At 35.9% G+C, this 17,704-nt stretch carries 14 protein-coding genes; 4 read left to right on the top strand and 10 right to left on the bottom strand.

Annotated features, from left to right (window positions below; translation table 11 throughout):
* Positions 1-4: 4 nt before the first annotated feature.
* From RM706_RS12380 to RM706_RS12335, 10 genes are all read right to left on the bottom strand, one after another.
* Positions 5-1,108 carry a glycosyltransferase gene (locus RM706_RS12380; protein WP_311351951.1) on the bottom strand — a complete coding sequence of 368 codons (1,104 nt, stop codon included), beginning with the start codon at positions 1,106-1,108 and terminating at the stop codon, positions 5-7.
* A 144-nt stretch (positions 1,109-1,252) separates the two neighbouring features.
* The gene (locus RM706_RS12375) at positions 1,253-2,332 is read right to left on the bottom strand and encodes a glycosyltransferase (RefSeq protein WP_311351949.1); all 1,080 of its coding nucleotides are present in this window, start codon (positions 2,330-2,332) and stop codon (positions 1,253-1,255) included.
* A 9-nt stretch (positions 2,333-2,341) separates the two neighbouring features.
* Positions 2,342-3,682 carry an O-antigen ligase family protein gene (locus RM706_RS12370; protein WP_311351947.1) on the bottom strand — a complete coding sequence of 447 codons (1,341 nt, stop codon included), beginning with the start codon at positions 3,680-3,682 and terminating at the stop codon, positions 2,342-2,344.
* A gap of 584 nt (positions 3,683-4,266) precedes the next feature.
* Complete coding sequence (locus RM706_RS12365; protein WP_311351945.1) at positions 4,267-5,523, bottom strand: sulfate adenylyltransferase subunit 1; 1,257 nt, start codon at positions 5,521-5,523, stop codon at positions 4,267-4,269.
* Positions 5,524-5,531: 8 nt separating this feature from the next.
* Positions 5,532-6,437, bottom strand: coding sequence for a sulfate adenylyltransferase subunit CysD (cysD, locus tag RM706_RS12360; RefSeq protein WP_311351943.1), 906 nt, complete (start codon positions 6,435-6,437; stop codon positions 5,532-5,534).
* On the bottom strand, positions 6,434-7,030 hold the full coding sequence (cysC, locus tag RM706_RS12355) for an adenylyl-sulfate kinase (protein WP_311351941.1): 597 nt from the start codon (positions 7,028-7,030) through the stop codon (positions 6,434-6,436). Before cysC ends, cysD begins: the two co-directional genes overlap by 4 nt.
* Complete coding sequence (locus RM706_RS12350; protein ID WP_311351939.1) at positions 7,015-7,443, bottom strand: DUF2061 domain-containing protein; 429 nt, start codon at positions 7,441-7,443, stop codon at positions 7,015-7,017. The genes cysC and RM706_RS12350 overlap by 16 nt, the downstream gene beginning before the upstream one ends.
* Before the next feature lie 23 nt (positions 7,444-7,466).
* A complete protein-coding gene (gene cysQ / locus RM706_RS12345) occupies positions 7,467-8,273 on the bottom strand; it encodes a 3'(2'),5'-bisphosphate nucleotidase CysQ (RefSeq protein ID WP_311351937.1) in 807 nt (268 codons plus the stop codon).
* Between the two features lie 65 nt (positions 8,274-8,338).
* Positions 8,339-9,358, bottom strand: coding sequence for an NAD-dependent epimerase (locus RM706_RS12340; protein ID WP_311351934.1), 1,020 nt, complete (start codon positions 9,356-9,358; stop codon positions 8,339-8,341).
* Positions 9,355-10,752, bottom strand: coding sequence for a nucleotide sugar dehydrogenase (locus RM706_RS12335; RefSeq protein WP_311351932.1), 1,398 nt, complete (start codon positions 10,750-10,752; stop codon positions 9,355-9,357). Before RM706_RS12335 ends, RM706_RS12340 begins: the two co-directional genes overlap by 4 nt.
* A 302-nt stretch (positions 10,753-11,054) precedes the next feature.
* Between RM706_RS12335 and RM706_RS12330 the strand changes: the two genes are divergently transcribed.
* Genes RM706_RS12330 through RM706_RS12315 form a run of 4 tightly spaced genes read left to right on the top strand, consistent with a single transcriptional unit; the run spans position 11,055 to position 17,306 of the window.
* Positions 11,055-12,143: a DegT/DnrJ/EryC1/StrS family aminotransferase gene (locus RM706_RS12330; RefSeq protein WP_311352021.1), complete on the top strand. Its 1,089-nt coding sequence runs from the start codon at positions 11,055-11,057 to the stop codon at positions 12,141-12,143.
* Positions 12,140-14,089, top strand: a complete 1,950-nt coding sequence (locus tag RM706_RS12325) for a polysaccharide biosynthesis protein (RefSeq protein WP_311351930.1) — start codon at positions 12,140-12,142, stop codon at positions 14,087-14,089. The genes RM706_RS12330 and RM706_RS12325 overlap by 4 nt, the downstream gene beginning before the upstream one ends.
* Positions 14,090-14,116: 27 nt before the next feature.
* Positions 14,117-14,893 (top strand): polysaccharide biosynthesis/export family protein, encoded by a 777-nt coding sequence (locus tag RM706_RS12320; RefSeq protein WP_311351928.1) that lies wholly within the window; start codon positions 14,117-14,119, stop codon positions 14,891-14,893.
* A 28-nt stretch (positions 14,894-14,921) separates the two neighbouring features.
* Complete coding sequence (locus tag RM706_RS12315; protein ID WP_311351926.1) at positions 14,922-17,306, top strand: GumC family protein; 2,385 nt, start codon at positions 14,922-14,924, stop codon at positions 17,304-17,306.
* Positions 17,307-17,704: the final 398 nt, after the last annotated feature.

Genomic DNA, 17,704 nt, shown 5'->3' with positions numbered 1-17,704 from the left:
AATTTTATAGTTTTTTCTTTTTAAATGAAAGCTCTTTATAAAGTCTTATATAGTTGTTAGTCATAAAACGAATGTCATACATTTTGGCCCTTTCTTGACACTTAGCTACTGTTTTCATATAGAATTCACGGTTATCAATAAGGGATTGTATTAACTGTGCCAATTCCTTATGGTTTTTAGATTGAAACATCAATCCTGCATTTTCCACAACTTCAGTGAGGCCTGGTACATTTGAGCTTATAAATGGCTTTCCGGAGGCCAAACCTTCCACACTCGCTAGGGATAGTCCTTCAAAGAGAGAGCTTAATACAACAACATCAACCGTTTTGAGCAATCTTGGAACGTCGTTTCTAATACCAAGGAAAATCACTCGTTCAGATAAGTCCTGTTTTTTGACATAATCTAAATTCTCCGCTTTTAACGGACCGCCCCCAACTAGTACTAGTTTAAATTGATCAGGTAAATGTTGTAATGATTTGATAAGCGTTGATTGGTCTTTTTGAGGTGTAAAACTAGATACCTGCATGATGAGGACATCACTTTCCTTACACCCAATTTCATTTTTGCCATAAGGTTTTGCCACAGCTATTTCATCTAAATCAATCCCATTGTAGATTTTCACAATTTTACTATGATGATTAACTAGATGTGATTTAAGTGTTTCGTCAACGGAATTCGAAATGGTAATTATTCTATCATACCTTCCATATATCAGTTTATCGAAAAACTTGAATAAGGAAATTTCCCTACGTCTGTTGGTCGTATTGTGTTCAGTGAAAACCAGATGAAAGTTCTTTTTTTTAAAGAAGTTAAAGATACCACTCCAATACAATGCAGGAAACAGATGTACGTGTACAACATCATACAGATTAAAATAGGCGTTGAGTTTGAGGATGTGAGAAGGGTTATAAACACTTCCTTTTCCAGTCAGTTCCATTACCTTGATATCCATATCCGAACTCAATTTTTCCAAAAAAGGAGAGTCACCACCTTTTATCATCAAAATATCGGTTTTAATACCTTTTTTGTTCAAACGTAGAACTAAATCCACTAATAAACGTTCTGCACCACCTGCTGAAAGTGAATTTATGAAATGTAATACTTTCATGTATATTTTTTTGTGGGGTTTAAAAACAACTTTTCATTACCGATACTTTTTCTGACTTCCAACGCACAATAGTTGTTTCAATATAGAGGTTACTGCTCCTTTCGGTTTTCTATGGAATTGGTTGATTGTGGAACCTTTCATAATCTATTGTTGTAATGCTTCTAAAAATAAAGTCTCATATTGTTTCAAAATTTTGGAACTGCTGAATTTTTGGAATACCGTAAAACTAACCTGTTTGGGGTTTAATTTTTTAGAGAGAAGTAGGCTGAGTTTATCGGTAAATTCCATTTCATTTTCAACGATGTACCCATTTATTCCATTTTCCACAATTTCATTTATTCCCCCTTTGGCTTTAAAAGCTATAACAGGTGTGCCAGTGGCACAACTTTCAAGAAGTGCATTGGGGAATCCTTCTACGAAGGAACCTTGTAAGAACACATCCGCTTTTTTAAGGTAATCAGCCACATTTTTTGTAAATGGGATGTGGGTTATATTCTCTTTCATTCCTTTTTCCGCCGCATAATCTAAAATTTCATCAGCCATACTTCCATTACCAATAATCATATATTCATATGCCCCATCATAATTTAGGAGCGCGTTCAGAATTCTTTTATGTCCTTTTCTTTCCACCAGACTACCCACTGTCACAAATTTGGGTACAAGGTTAATTGGGTATTCCTCTTTTGGATAAAATTCATCAGATATTGGATTATTTACAATTCGTATTTTTTCAAGAGGAACGTCAAAGTTAATTCTCATGTCATCAGCCATATCCCGCGACTGACATAAAATGATATCTAGTAGTTTGTATGTGTGTTTTGTTAAATTAAGAAAGGCATACCATTTTTTAGAAGGTTGAATTTTTGACAAAACACTTATTACGTTTACTTCCCTCCCTACAAAGATTATTCTCCTAAAAAAAATAGACTCCAAACCCATTAAGGCATTAACATGACCGATGGCACTTATTACGATATGGGGTTGATGTTTTTTTAGAAAAAAAAAGATGGGAAGGAACGAAAACAATACCCGGTTTTTTTTCAAAAAGACTACGTTGGTTCGGTCTAGAGTATATGAGGTATCCTTTCTATGACCAATGACCAGCAGAGTGGTGTCAAATAAATTTGGATTGAGATTTTGTGAAACATATGACATGACTCTTTCCGCCCCTCCTGCTCGTAATGATGGTATAACAAATAGAACTTTGATTTTTTTACGACTCATGTAATTTCGTTATGATTCCTTGGTAGTGAGGTGTGTTGTGCTACTTGAACGTAAGTATTTCCATTTCAGTACATTGTCTCTTGCACTTTTTTCATTGTTTAAGCTAAAGGGAATTAGCATTAATATCATTAAAAATGTATAATCAGATTCAAGAATGAAATTGTTATGAAAACTCGTATGAATCACATAGCCAATAAGAGCAATTTTAAAAAATATCACTAGTTTCTTGTTCTCGATATTATTTATGTTTTTCAGTAGCAATGAGACTAAGAAAACAAATATTATATAACCGAAGAACGTATAATGAAAACCAATATTGATTGCGCCATTATGTGGCCAAAGATATAGAATATCGGGATTTCCAAAAATCCGAAACATTTCTTCCCTTGCGATTTGATAGTTGGCTTGGGTAAGACCAAAAGGATTGCTGGCAACAGCGTAAAATGCCGTAATCCATAACAATGGTCTTGAATCAGAATGTCCGTTGGCACTAATTGAGGTAATTCTGCTAGAACCACCTTTAAAAAGAACATCGCCAGCTGTGTAAATACTTAATGATAAAATTAACGCTCCCAAAACAATAGCTATTTTATAGAAGAAGTGTTTTTTAAAGGGAGCGAAAAACAGGTATCCGAAAATCAGAAATGATTCGGCTAGTAATAGTGAACGCGTTTGTGAGAGGATAGAGGCAATAAATAAGACGATTAGTAAAAACAAATATTGCTTCCTCTTATATTTTATAAAGAGAAATAAATTAAGGGCAAAGCTGCTAAATGCGAAATATGAGAAATTTATGGTATTTGCAAATGGACCTGCAAGTCTAAATCTGTCCCCATAACCACCAGTGATATAAGTTCCTTCCCTTTTCAAATCTTGAGCTATTCTTTCTGATTCAGCACTTACATAGAGCAATTTTTTTATCTCCAACATTTGATCCGCAATTGGAGACAAAGGATGTTGTAAAAAGGCAAATACGAGAATGAATAAATGTATTAGCACAATGATATTCAAATATTTAACCCCTTCTTTTGCTAGAATTAAAAATAAGAACGAAAACACTATAAAGGAAAAACTCTTGATTAGGGGGGTATAGACAAATTGAAATTCCAGTTCTCCTATAATAGATAAATAAAGTTTGAACAATAATTGAATTGCTGCAAGGCAAACAATTATCCTACACCATTTTCTAAAAAAAGAATTTACTTTAAGTTCAAACACGAAGTCTTTAAATAGAATAAAAAAGAAGATGAACTCTAAAAGTCTATCAAAACTAATAAAACCAATCTTGAATCGTATGAATATTTGGTCAATTGCCAATAGAATCGCAATAAAGATGAATTTCAATTTCATAATCTTGTAAAATTTAATAAGACCAAAATCACACTGTTTTTCATCACTTTTCTTTTTTACAAAAGGCTAAACGTATTTCTTTATCACCGGAATTTTATCAGTTTTTTTGAATGATATTAGTAAATACTGCATCACTTCCATTATGTCGTCCTTTCATTGTCTCTTTCAAATATGATATTTCCCTTATTGATGATAAAGAAAATAATATGAAGTGCATAATAGCCACAATATCAGGGTCAAATGGAACCAAATTGATTTTCTCCTAGAGAAAACAATAGTAGCATCAATCCAAAAAAAAGCAAATATGGAATTAGAGTTTCCATCTGGATTTCAAAAAAAATCTTTTTATTAAAAGTAAGTTCCTTAAAAATTCTTACACTCATTTTAATTTAATGAATTAAAGCAGCTAAGATAACTTAAATGGCAACACCTTTTAAAGCTAAAACGATGCTTCCAAATAACAAAACAAGATGTCAAGAACCAAGATTGTATTTGATAACACGATGTATTTCCAAATAAATCCGTTAGTTGCATATTTGCTTGAGATATTTAAAAAATAGCATTTCTCTTATAAGATTGCTCGTCTAGATAATCATACCAGCTGCCACTGTTTCATTGGTAGTCTCATCTATTAAAATCAAATTACCTGTGCTTCTATTTTCCCTATATGAATCTATCATTAGAGGTTTGGTGGTTCTAATCTTTACCTTACAAATATCGTTCATGTTTATTTGTTTGTCCTCAAAGTTTCTACCTAATGTCTGAATATCTATCTTATATAATATTTCTGTAATCATTGCGGTCTGTTCATTTGTAGTATGTCGAATGGTATACTTTGCTCTCGGCCTAGCCGGGGCGTTATTCATCCAGCAAATCATTGCTTCCAAATCCTGAACGGGTTTAGGCTGGTTGTTCGACCGAACAATCATATCACCGCGACTGATATCGATATCATCTTCCAAGGTAATTGAAATGGACATGGGCGCATAGGCCTCATCAATTTTTCCTTTAGGTCCCTCTACTGTTTTGATTTTTGAAGTGAACCCAGACGGCATTACCGTAATTTCATCGCCCGGTCTAAATATCCCGCTTGCAATTCTACCTGCATAACCTCTATAATCAATGAACCCTTCACGTTGGGGGCGAAGTACAGTTTGAACCGGGAATCGGGCATCCACACTGTTGAAATCACTGCTTATATGGATAGTCTCCAAAGTATGGAGAAGGGGCGCGCCGTTAAACCAAGACATATTTTTTGATCGATTGACCACGTTATCACCTAAAAGTGCACTAATTGGAATGAACCTGACATCTTTAACTAGTAATTTTGAAGAAAAATCTTGAAACTCTTTGACAATTTTATCATAAGCTTCTTCTTTAAAGTCAACCAAATCCATTTTATTGATACAGACTACTAAATGTGGAATCTGTAATAATGAGGCAATAAAGGAGTGCCTTTTTGTCTGTTCAATGACTCCGTGTCTAGCATCTACCAAAATAATGGCAGCATTCGCGGTAGATGCACCAGTAACCATGTTCCTTGTGTATTGAATATGGCCAGGAGTATCGGCAATTATGAATTTTCTCTTTGGGGTGGTGAAGTAGCGGTAGGCGACATCAATTGTTATCCCCTGCTCGCGTTCATCTTTTAATCCATCTGTGAATAAGGCCAAATCCACACCTTCGTGGCCTTTTCTTAAACTGGTACTTTCAATTGCTTCTAATTGATCCTCAAATATTGATTTAGAGTCATAGAGAAGCCTTCCTATGAGTGTGCTTTTACCATCATCGACACTTCCAGCGGTGGTAAACCTTAATAATTGATTGTTATCTATTTTCATATTTTTTTTTAAAAATACCCTTGTCTTTTTCTATCTTCCATTGCACTTTCAGAACGTTTGTCATCTGTTCTATTACCTCTTTCGGTTTGCCTCATACCAGAAACTTCTTCCGCAATTTTTTCTAAGGTATCAGCATCAGATTCAATACCACCAGTAATGGTAATATCCCCAAGGGTTCGAAATCTAATTTTCTTTTTTACTATTTTTTCCCCTTCTTCTAACTTTAAAAAATTAGAATTTGGAATCCAAGAATCACTTCTCCATACGACCTCTCTTTCATGAGCAAAATATAGCGAAGGAATGGCAATATTTTCACGTTTTATATAGTTCCAAACATCCATTTCAGTCCAATTACTTATTGGGAAAGCTCTAAAGTGCTCTCCTTCGAAATGTTTTCCATTAAACAAATTCCATAATTCTGGTCGTTGATTTTTCGGATCCCATTGTCCAAAATCATCGCGATGTGAAAAGAAACGTTCTTTAGCTCTAGCTTTTTCTTCATCACGTCTTCCACCGCCTATTGCACAGTCAACTTTATGCGCTTCAATAGCATCGAGTAATGTAGTAATCTGTAGTGAATTCCGAGTTGCACTTTTCCCTTTTTCCTCTGCTACCCTTCCATCGTCAATGGCTTCTTGCACAGAACCTACTATCAAATTAACCCCAAGCTCTTTTATAGTATCATCCCTAAATTGTATTGTTTCTGGGAAATTATGACCAGTATCTACATGCATTAATGGGAATGGAATTTTGGCTGGAAAAAAAGCTTTTTTAGCTAAGTGCGCCACAAGAATTGAATCTTTACCCCCAGAAAAAAGAATAACTGGATTTTGAAATTGTGCCCAAACCTCGCGTAAAACGAAGATGGCTTCTGATTCCAATTCGTCTAGATAATTTAAATAGAATTTACTCATTTTTTGAGTCTTATTTGGTTTTTGATTTTATTATATATGATATCAACAGATTCTTCAAGACTATTTTCATTTGAGACTTCTACATCTGGTTCAATGGGACTCTCATAAGGCGCAGAAACACCGGTCATATTTTTGATTTGCCCTTTGCGAGCTTTTGCGTAAAGTCCCTTGACATCCCTTTCTTCACAAACATCCAAAGGGGTGTTAACAAAGACTTCGACATAGTTTGCGGCGTCAACAGTATTTTTTATTGACTCCCTATCTTTTTGGTAAGGTGCTATGAACGCTGCTAAAACAATAATTCCAGCATCTATAAAAAGCTTTGAAATTTCACCGATTCGTCTAAGATTTTCTGATCGATCTTCCGGTTTGAAAGAGAGATTACTATTAATACCCTTACGTACATTATCCCCATCAAGTACATAAGTCCTAATCTTTTCTTTATGCAACCGTTCTTCGAAGGCATTGGCCAAAGTAGATTTCCCGGAGCCTGATAGTCCTGTGAAGAAAACGAGAAGTGAATTGTGACCATTTAATTCACGGCGTTCTTCAGCTCCTATTTTGTATGAATGCGCTACTATATTCTTTTCCATGTTTTTGATCTAATTATTTTGTCCAGACCAAAATTAATCCGGTACCAAGCCCTTTCATGGCAATAATACAATATCATTTTGGTAATGATTTCAAAACCACCAATTTTTAAGCCGGTCATAGGGTTTCCCGAGATTAACCACGATAGTAATATGGTATCTAAAGTCCCGATAAATCTCCATGAAAATGTTTTAAATAGGTGTCTTTTTCTACTTTCTGGTATTTTCACCTTTACCCATGTTCTTTCATGTAGGTAATATAAAATCATTTTAGTCAATACCTCTGAAAATCCAATTTTGAGCCCAGTGGTCGGGTTTCCAGTGATAATCCAAGATAATACGATTGTATCCAGCGTACCAACCATACGCCAGGTAAGTGTTTTAGCAATATGTCTTTTATGGGAAATCTTACCCATAAAACTGGAAATTTTACCCATAGTTATTGCGTTACCAAAAAATAAGGATTTAACATACTCTCTTTATTGTACAGTAATTCATCATTTGTATCCTGTGAAATCACCTTTAGTCCGACGGCGTTGCAAATCGCATGACCTGCAGCTGTATCCCATTCCATAGTTGGAGCAAATCTTGGATATATATCGGCCTTGCCTTCGGCCACTAAACAGAACTTTAGGGAACTGCCCTTTGAAACAATCTCAACAGCATCATATTTGGTCTTCAATCCTGTCATAAAATCAATAGTATCTTCATTCATGTGCGAACGGCTACCTACAATGCGGATTTTTTTCCTATCAATAGTTGAAGGTTGGATATGGTCTCTTTCATTGAAAAATCCATCGGTAACTTCATGATTTTCATTTAATACTGTTTTGAAGGCAACTTCGTCTTTGACCCTCGCATAATAAAGTTCTCGAGTCACCGGAGTGTAAATCACTCCGGATATCGGTATTCCATCATGACAAAGGGCAATATTAACGGTAAATTCACCATTTCGCTTTATAAACTCCTTGGTACCGTCTAGAGGGTCGACCACCCAGCAAGTTGTCCACGACTCTCGAAGGGATTTTTTTTCCGTTTTTACTTCTTCACTGATAATAGGGAAAGGAGTTTGAGTCAAATGTTCGTTGATGATTTTGCTAGAAATTAAATCGGCTTCTGTTAAAGGGGAGGAATCTTCTTTTGAAGTCACACCGTAATCAGATTTATCGTAAACCTCCAATATTGCTCTTCCCGCCTCAATGGACGCGGTAAGTGCAGCTAGAAAAAAATCGTTTTTTGAATCCATAAGAACCTTTATTGGTTAAAAATTGGTAAAATTAACTTTCACCTTCAATTGAAATGAACCATGATCTAGGAATAGTAGTTTTTATACCAATCTATGAAATGTGCTATGCCTTCCTTTACAGGGGTGTTTGGGCTATAGCCATAGTCAGTAATTAAATCATTCACATCCGCCCAGGTCCTAATTACGTCCCCCGGCTGCATAGGTAACATATTTTTTTTTGCTTCAATCCCTAAGCATTCCTCTATGGATTGAATAAAATCCATAAGTTTTATAGATTGGTTGTTCCCTATGTTGTACACTTTATAAGGCACCTCTTTTTTTTGGTTAGTGGTTTCCGACTCAATGATTTTTGTAACACCTTCTACGATATCATCGATATAGGTGAAATCCCGCTCCAATTGGCCATTGTTAAAGACTTTAATAGGTCTATCATTTAAAATGGAGTCCGTAAACAAAAACATAGCCATATCCGGTCTTCCCCAAGGACCGTATACCGTAAAAAAACGAAGCCCAGTTGTGGGCAGGTTGAACAAGTGACTGTAAGTATGAGCCATGAGTTCATTGCTTTTTTTCGTAGCAGCATAAAGACTTACTGGGTTATCTACACGATCTTTTGTTTCAAAGGGAACCTTTTCATTGGCTCCATAGACACTTGAACTGCTGGCGTAAACCAGATGTTTAATATTGTTATGGCGAGAGGCCTCCAATATGTTCAAAAAACCTACCAAATTGCTATCAATGTAGGCCTCAGGATTTTCCAAACTGTAACGAACCCCTGCCTGTGCCGCTAAGTTACAGACAATATCAAATGATTCGGTCTTGAAAAGTTCAGGAAGATTTTTGCGATCCTCCAATACCATTCTTACAAAACTAAAGTTAATATGCGTTACACTTTGCACCCGCAAATTTTCATTTTTGGCCTGTTCTTCTTGGATACCTAGTTCTTTAAGTCTGTCAAATTTCAGTCTTGTGTCGTAATAATCATTAATATTATCAAGACCGACTACTTCATGTTTTTTTTCCAGAAGGCTTTTGCAGACATGGAAACCTATGAATCCGGCTGCCCCGGTTACCAAAATTTTCATGATTGCCCTATTTTATAATACTTAAACCCGATATCCTCCATTTTTTGGGTTTCCAACAAGCGTCGGCCGTCAAAGAGGAAGGCAGGTTTTAACATATTTTCAAAGATTTTTACCCAGTCAAATGTTTTAAACTCGTCCCATTCCGTCATTATGGCCACGGCATGGGCTTGTTCCGTTGCTTTAATGGGATCATCGACAACTTTCAATAATTCCCTCGTCAAACTAGAACTTCGGCTCCCCAAGTAATCAAGATCGGCATATATCTGATCTTCTGATACTTTTGGGTCGTACACCACAATCTCTGCTTTCTCCTCCAGCAGAGCATCAGCAACGTAAATGGCAGCAGATTCCCGGGTATCGTTGGTATCTTTTTTGAATGCCCATCCATACATAGCAATCTTTTTTCCAGATACGGTGTTGTACAGCGTGTTCACGATATTCTCGGCGAAACGGCGCTTTTGGTAATCATTCATTATAATTACCTGTTCCCAATAATCAGCTACTTCTGCTAATCCATAACTTCGGGCGATGTATACTAGATTAAGGATATCTTTTTGAAAACAGGAACCTCCAAAACCTACAGAGGCCTGCAAAAACTTTGGACCTATTCTGCTGTCAAAACCGATGGCTTTTGATACTTCTTGAACATTGGCGTCAGTCTTTTCACAGAGAGCGGAAATTGCATTGATGGAAGAGACGCGTTGTGCCAAAAATGCATTGGCGACCAGTTTCGATAACTCTGAAGACCAAACGTTTGTCTGTAATATTTTCTCCTTAGGAATCCAATTTTCATAAACCTGGCTCAGCGCATCTTTGGCTTCTTGGCCAGTTGGGGAGTCATTACCACCTATTAACACCCTATCAGCGTTGATAAGATCATCAATTGCCGTACCTTCAGCCAAAAATTCGGGATTGGAAAGTATCTCAAAATGTACTCCTTTACCCGTATTGTCCAAAATGCTTTTTATCGCTTGGGCAGTTCTAACTGGCAAAGTAGATTTTTCAACCACTATTTTGTCATCTTTGGCTACCTCGGCGATAGTTCTTGCGCACAGCTCAATATATTTTAAGTCTGCCGCTTGACCCTTTCCCTTGCCATAAGTTTTTGTTGGTGTATTGACCGAAATAAAAATCATTTGGGCCTTATCAATGGCCTTATCGACTTCGGTTGAGAAGAAAAGGTTTTTATTTCTGTTCTTGGCTACGATTTCTTTTAGTCCCGGTTCGTATATAGGTAGGTTTTCAAGATTTGTGTTATTCCAGTCATCTATACGTTGTTGATTAATATCCACCACGGTGACATTGATTTCAGGACATTGATTTGCGATTACCGACATTGTAGGTCCTCCCACATATCCAGCGCCAATACAGCAGATTTCTGTAATTTTTTTCATGAAATGATTTTGTTCATTGAGCGTGCAAAGATTAGTAAATAACTCCACTATTTAAAAAATATTGTCGATAAATGGATTTTTAAGTCGACAAGATGTTACACTATCAAATTCTCGACTTTAGGTTTATTTGTTTGGGTTGAAAAAGCCCTTTAACCGATATTTTTTTGATATTAATCGAAATTATACCCAATTTTGACTTGGGCTACAAAACTATGGCTAATTTGGCTGTGTATTTTAATTGAATCTTACTATAATTTAACCTTGTGGAAATACTTACTAAGATTTGGCTTTCATCTCCCCATATGGGAACCAACGAACAAAGTTTCGTCGAAGAAGCGTTTAGAACTAATTGGATTGCCCCTCTTGGTCCCAACGTTTCTGGATTTGAAAAGTCAATTGAAGATTATCTAGGAAATGGCACGCATGTAGCGGCCTTAAGCTCTGGCACTGCTGCCATACATCTTGGACTTAAGCTATTGGAAGTTGTCCCTGGTGATGAGGTGCTGTGTCAAAGTTTTACTTTCTCCGCTACTGCCAATCCAATTGCCTACTTAGGTGCGCGACCTATTTTTATTGATAGTGAACTGGAAACTTGGAATATGTCTCCCGAACTTTTGGAGATGGCTATTCTTCAACGTTTAGAAGAGGGTGTTAAACCCAAAGCCATAATTGCTGTGCATTTATATGGAATGCCCTATAAGGTTGGAGAAATTCATGCTATAGGAAAAAAGTATAGTATTCCAATATTAGAAGATAGTGCCGAGGCTCTGGGAAGTTCTTGGAATGGACAAAACTGTGGTACCTTTGGTGATATTGCCATACTCTCTTTCAATGGTAACAAAATCATTACTACCTCTGGGGGTGGTGCATTAGTATCAAAGGACATAGAAAAAAAGGAGAAAGCCGTTTTTCTGGCAACTCAAGCCAGAGATAATGCACCACATTATCAACATTCTGAAATTGGGCACAATTATCGAATGAGTAATGTACTTGCAGGTATCGGAAGAGGACAAATGGAAGTCTTGGACGAAAGGGTAGAGGCAAGGAGAAGGAACTACAGATATTACCTTGAAGAGCTTAATGATATAGATGGATTATCTTTTCTCCCGGAGCCGGAAGGTATGTTTTCAAATAGATGGTTGAGTTGTGTCTTGTTTGATAACTATGCTACAAGAGAAAAGGTTAGGATTGCATTGTTAAACGAAAACATAGAATCACGACCTTTATGGAAACCAATGCATTTACAACCAGTTTTTGAGGAAAATATGGCGTTTGTAGATGGGACTTCAGAAACATTATTTGATAAAGGACTTTGTTTGCCTAGCGGCTCCAATTTAAGTTCAATAGATTTAGAACGTACTGCCCAAACCATTAAAAAAACCATTCAATGATACAAAGTTACTTAACCAATACTGTAGAAAGATATGCCTCTAAATGGTTGGTTTTGGCCATCGATGTGGTTATTGTATGTATGGCTTTTGTGTTGTCTTATTTTGTAAGATTCAATCTCACTTTTGACTTCGCAGTAGAAAACTTATATATGCAAGTGCCGCTTGTTGCTATTGTAGCTCTTTTTTCATTTTTGATTATCGGCTCTTATAAAGGAGTCATAAGACATACGGGTATAAAAGATGTTTACAATATTTTTAATGCAATATGTCTTACAAGTATCATTGCCATATTTATTGTTTTGACTTACCGATCTTTTGAAACAGAAGTAAGGTTTACTATTCCGCTATCCATAATCATTATTAATAGTCTGATAAGTTTTATTGGGATGGTTTCCTCTAGATATGTCTTTAAAGTCTTTTACCTAAATGTTCTGAATGAAAATAGGCCAAGCTCTTCTAAGAACATCGTAATATACGGTGCAGGAGAATCGGGAATACTCACATATAATGCGATTATCAACCTTTCCAAAAATAATGTGAAGGTTGTGGGATTCGTTGATAATGACAAAAAGAAGATTGGCAAAGTCATTAATGGCGTTAGTGTGTATTCGCCAGATGTCCTCACTGAAGACTTCATTGTTAAGAGAGCCATTTCTGAAATCATATTTTGTATTCAAACCATTTCCAGCTCGAGACTAAAGGCACTTGTAGAAGGACTGGTTGATTTTCCTGTGGTGGTTAAAATTGTTCCTCCGATTGAAGATTGGATCAATGGGGAATTGAAAGCGTCCCAAATAAAGAATATTCAAATTGAGGATTTATTAAATCGCGCTCCTATTGATCTGGACAATCTTAACATAGAAAAGGAATTGTATAACAAAACTATTTTGGTAACAGGAGGAGCGGGTTCAATAGGTAGTGAATTGGTTAGGCAAATATGCAATTTCAAGTACAAGTCTTTGATTATCATTGACCAAGCAGAATCGGCTTTGTATGATTTGCAGCAAGAATTAAAACAAAAAGGATTTCACAATTTTTCTGCTATTGTAGGAGATGTAAGGGATAAGAAAAGGATGAATAATCTTTTTGAGGAGCACAAGCCAAATATGGTATTCCATGCAGCAGCTTATAAACATGTCCCACTAATGGAGCAAAATTCGTACGAAGCAATTAAAATAAACATTGCAGGGACAAAGAATATAGCTGATTTATCAGCCGAACATGAGGTGGATAAATTTGTGCTGGTTTCCACTGATAAGGCGGTAAATCCAACAAACATAATGGGCGCTAGTAAGCGAATAGCTGAAATTTATGTAAGCTGTTTACAACAACTTAGTGATACGCGGTATATTATTACAAGATTTGGAAATGTTCTAGGTTCCAATGGGTCGGTTATCCCATTATTTAGGAAGCAAATCGAAAAAGGTGGGCCACTTACGCTTACCCATAAGGATATAACACGTTATTTTATGACAATTCCTGAAGCGTCTCAACTGGTTTTAGAGGCAGGTTCAATGGGTGTCGGTGGTGAAATTTTTATTTTTGACATGGGTGAGTCCGTGAAGATTTTTGATTTGGCAAAAAATATGATTAAGCTTTCAGGTTTACTTTATCCGGAAGATATAGATATTATTATTACAGGTTTAAGACCTGGAGAAAAGTTGTATGAAGAATTATTGGCAAATGGAGAGAACACGCTACCTACCTACCACAAAAAAATAAAAATTAGTAAGGCTAGAAAAATGGAATATGGGAAACTTAAATCTCTTATTGACGAGCTTTGCATAGCCAATATGTTTTTTGGAAATAACACAGTACAGCTAATGAAGGATATTGTTCCGGAGTTTATATCTAACAACTCTGAATTTTGCAAATTGGATAAGAAAAAAAACACTATTTTTGAAGACGAAGGCAAAATTATAGCTAGGAAAACTGCAGCTATTTAAATTAAATTGTTTAACACTTCTTATTTCATGAAAAAAAATAATTTGATGCTATTCGGCAAGGTAGTAGTTGTGTGTGTTTTGATCTTACTATCTTCTTGTGCCTCCAGAAAAGAGGTGGTATATTTTCAGGATACTGGAAATTTCGAGACTTTGGTTAATGATAATTCATTCATCTCTAAGTTTAAAGTTGACGATTTGATATCCATTCATGTTTCTTCATTAAATCCGGAAGCAAGTGCACCGTTCAACCTTTTTAGAGGACGTACAGAAGGCGGCTTTCAAGCAGAACAAGTGGACTATTTGGTCGACCAAGGTGGAGAAATAGATTTTCCGGTTATCGGAAAGTTAAAAGTCGAAGGACTATCTCCTGATGAGTTACGCCAATTGTTACGTAATAAATTATCCGAATATTTAAAAGACCCAATTATAAACATTAGGCTTAGAAATTTTACAGTCACGATACTTGGGGCGGTTAATAATCCAGGGACTTATCCAGTTAGTGGAGAACAGGTTACCATCTTAGAGGCTTTAGGATTTGCTGGTGATTTGACGATTAGAGGTGTCCGCGAAAACGTATTGGTTATTCGGGACTTTAATGGTACTAAGGTCTATTCCCGAATTGATTTAACTTCTAAAGATATAATTAAATCACCGGTTTACTATCTGACCCAAAATGATGTGGTTTATGTAGAACCCAACAAGTCTGGAATAAAGGAAACTTCAATCGATGCTAGGGCGGGATTATACGTGTCTCTCATTTCAGTTCTGATAACATCTACTGTTATAATCATAACTAGAAACTAGTCCTCATTTTAAAAAGCCATCTATAACTATGAATGTTAGAAACCACATTAATACTGGGGTTGATTTCAACTTGTTGTTGAAACCATATCTGAAAAATAAGGTTTGGTTTTTTGTAAGTGTTTTCTTATGTGTTTGTTTGGGTTTACTTTACATTCGCTATACCACACCTAAATATGCAGCTCAAGCTAAAATCAGAATTTTGGATGAAGAATCTTCAGGACCTTCTCTTAATCCATTCAAAGACCTAGAAGTTCTAACCGGTTCGGGGGAAGCTAAGGTCATGGATGAAATGGAAGTCTTTTTGTCCCGCTCTAATATGATAAGTGTAGTTAAGAAACTAGGTTTGAATATAAAAATTAGGGCTTTAGGAAATATTCGTGATTCAGAACTGTATGATAAGCCACCGTTTAATATTAATTTTTTAACTCCTGATACCTTAATAAATTCTTTGGATGATGTGAGTTTTTATTTGAAACCAATCAATAATACATCATTTCTATATGGTATCGAAAGTGGAGAATATGGTAATAGCTATTCATTTGGTGAGAAAATCAGTTCTGAAGTTGGAGAAATTATAATAACTCCAGCCTTAGATAATCTCCCAAAGAGTTATGAAAAGGAATACAAAGTCACTGTAGTCCCTCTCTCTGTAATGGCAGAGTTTTATCAAAATGCGATTACGTTAGTGAATTCAGGAGATGTTTCTAACATTATAACTGTTTCCTTAGAAGATGCCATTAAATCAAGAGGTAAGGACATAATTAATTCGTTAATTGAGCGATACAATCAAAATGCAGTGGATGACAAAAAAGCCGTTGCAGATCGTACGGCAAATTTTATTAATGACCGCATCGCCGATATTTATGGAAACCTTTCTGCAGTAGATCAGAATGCAGAAGATTTCAAATCGGGACGTGGAATTGCTGATATCGCTGCACAAACTAATGTAAATCTAAATATTGGTGCTAGCAATCAGCAGGAATTGCAAAATGCAACGGTACAACTAGATATTGCATCATCAATGAGAGACATAGTTCAAAGTGAAGAAGGCTACGAACTACTCCCTGCGAATGTTGGTTTGTCTGATGCCACTATTGCAAATACCACTGCACGATACAACGATCTTGCTTTGGAGAGAAAGAGATTGTTGGAGAGTTCCAATGAAAAGAACCCTATTATCGTTAATCTTGATCAGCAACTGGATGGATTAAAGAGAAGTATGCTATCCAGCTTAAATGGTATGGAAAACAATCTCACCCTTCAGGTCAATAGTCTTAGCAGTCAACTCTCAAGAATTAACTCTAAGATTTATTCTGCTCCCAAAAATGAGCGTGCACTTAGGGACATAAGTAGACAACAGCAGACTACAGAATCCTTATACCTATATCTGCTACAAAAAAGAGAAGAGTCACAAATTACCTTTGCTTCTGCATCTCCGAAATCTAAGATTATTGATGATGCTTATTTGGTCAGTGAAATTCCAGTATCGCCAAAAAAAAGTATTATTTTATTAGCATCCATTGTATTTGGACTATTATTCCCATTTTCGATAATTTATGTTAATGAGGTATTGGATAATAAAATACACAATAAAAATGATTTAGAAAAGTTAACTGGTGATGTTCCGGTTTTAGCCGAGCTACCAAAGATTTCTAGCAAAGAAGATACCCTAATTAAAACGGATGAACGTACAGTATTGGCCGAATCCCTTAGAATTCTGCGTACCAATCTAGACTACTTACTAAAATCAAAATCGAATAGTAGAGAATTTGGCAATTCAATTTTTGTAACTTCAAGTGTCCCAGGTGAAGGAAAAACATTGGTTTCTTTCAATTTGGCCATGATTTATGCGAATGCAGGGAAGAAAGTTCTTCTAATTGGTGCTGATATCAGGAATCCAAAGATTTACGAATTTTACAGCTCAAAGAATGTAGATAAATTGGCTAAGTCTCAAACAAACAAGGATAATAAAGGATTAACTGACTTTCTTTCTAATCGTGATTTGGTTCCAAAGCAAATTATTTCCTCAATTCTTGCGAATAATCAAACCATTGATATCGTATTCGCAGGCAATATTCCGCCAAATCCAACGGAATTACTTATGAATGAAAGAGTGGATGAACTTTTCGAATATGTTAGACAGAAGTATGATTATATCATTGTGGATACCGCCCCACTAATGGTAGTTTCCGATACCTTGTTGATAAGCGGTAATGCCGATCAGACCTTATATGTAACAAGGGCGGGAATAACGGAAACCAGTGTTGTAGATTTTCCTGTTCAATTACAAAAGGAGGGGAAATTAAAAGGCCTGTCGTTTATCGTTAACGGTGTAAAGTCATCTAATTTGGGTTATGGAGGAAAATATGGCTACGGTTATGGTACTAACAAAAAGAAATGGTATCAATTTTAGATTGAATTAGTTTCTGGGAAACATATCGATGATTGTCTCTACAATTAAATGCGTTGGGCAGACTTCGATTTTGTTTAAAGAAGCTTGGGCGCACTCTTGATACTTACTCTTCATCATGAGGATATCGCTAAATTCAGTTATCCCCACATAAGCAAATGTTTTAATTAGGGATATTAAGGAATATGCATAGTAATTCAATCTAGGTTTTTATTTAATATTTTCCGGCGGCTGATTTGATTTTTTTTTGGTTTCTTTTCCCGATTTTAAGTGCATTTGAAGTGTAGATGCCAAAAAGAATCCATCAAAAGGTTATGGTCGGTATCAAAATTTGGATAAACAAAATGACCTTGGAACTCAGATAGTCTTCGAAATTTTAATTCAACTATACAAGACAAAAC

It is taken from the genome of Croceitalea rosinachiae (assembly GCF_031846445.1).
In the GTDB taxonomy this organism is placed as follows: Bacteria; Bacteroidota; Bacteroidia; order Flavobacteriales; family Flavobacteriaceae; genus Croceitalea; species Croceitalea rosinachiae.
The sequence above is the reverse complement of the archived record's forward strand: the minus strand, read 5'-3'. Positions and strand labels throughout refer to the sequence as shown.

Coding starts and splice junctions, on each gene's coding strand:
- RM706_RS12375 (WP_311351949.1), bottom strand. CDS start 2,332: ATGAGTCGTAAAAAAATCAAAGTTCTATTTGTTATACCATCATTACGA.
- RM706_RS12350 (WP_311351939.1), bottom strand. CDS start 7,443: ATGGGTAAGATTTCCCATAAAAGACATATTGCTAAAACACTTACCTGG.
- RM706_RS12380 (WP_311351951.1), bottom strand. CDS start 1,108: ATGAAAGTATTACATTTCATAAATTCACTTTCAGCAGGTGGTGCAGAA.
- RM706_RS12365 (WP_311351945.1), bottom strand. CDS start 5,523: ATGAAAATAGATAACAATCAATTATTAAGGTTTACCACCGCTGGAAGT.
- RM706_RS12325 (WP_311351930.1), top strand. CDS start 12,140: ATGATACAAAGTTACTTAACCAATACTGTAGAAAGATATGCCTCTAAA.
- cysD (WP_311351943.1), bottom strand. CDS start 6,437: ATGAGTAAATTCTATTTAAATTATCTAGACGAATTGGAATCAGAAGCC.
- RM706_RS12335 (WP_311351932.1), bottom strand. CDS start 10,752: ATGAAAAAAATTACAGAAATCTGCTGTATTGGCGCTGGATATGTGGGA.
- RM706_RS12330 (WP_311352021.1), top strand. CDS start 11,055: ATGGGAACCAACGAACAAAGTTTCGTCGAAGAAGCGTTTAGAACTAAT.
- RM706_RS12315 (WP_311351926.1), top strand. CDS start 14,922: ATGAATGTTAGAAACCACATTAATACTGGGGTTGATTTCAACTTGTTG.
- cysQ (WP_311351937.1), bottom strand. CDS start 8,273: ATGGATTCAAAAAACGATTTTTTTCTAGCTGCACTTACCGCGTCCATT.
- RM706_RS12370 (WP_311351947.1), bottom strand. CDS start 3,682: ATGAAATTGAAATTCATCTTTATTGCGATTCTATTGGCAATTGACCAA.
- cysC (WP_311351941.1), bottom strand. CDS start 7,030: ATGGAAAAGAATATAGTAGCGCATTCATACAAAATAGGAGCTGAAGAA.
- RM706_RS12340 (WP_311351934.1), bottom strand. CDS start 9,358: ATGAAAATTTTGGTAACCGGGGCAGCCGGATTCATAGGTTTCCATGTC.
- RM706_RS12320 (WP_311351928.1), top strand. CDS start 14,117: ATGAAAAAAAATAATTTGATGCTATTCGGCAAGGTAGTAGTTGTGTGT.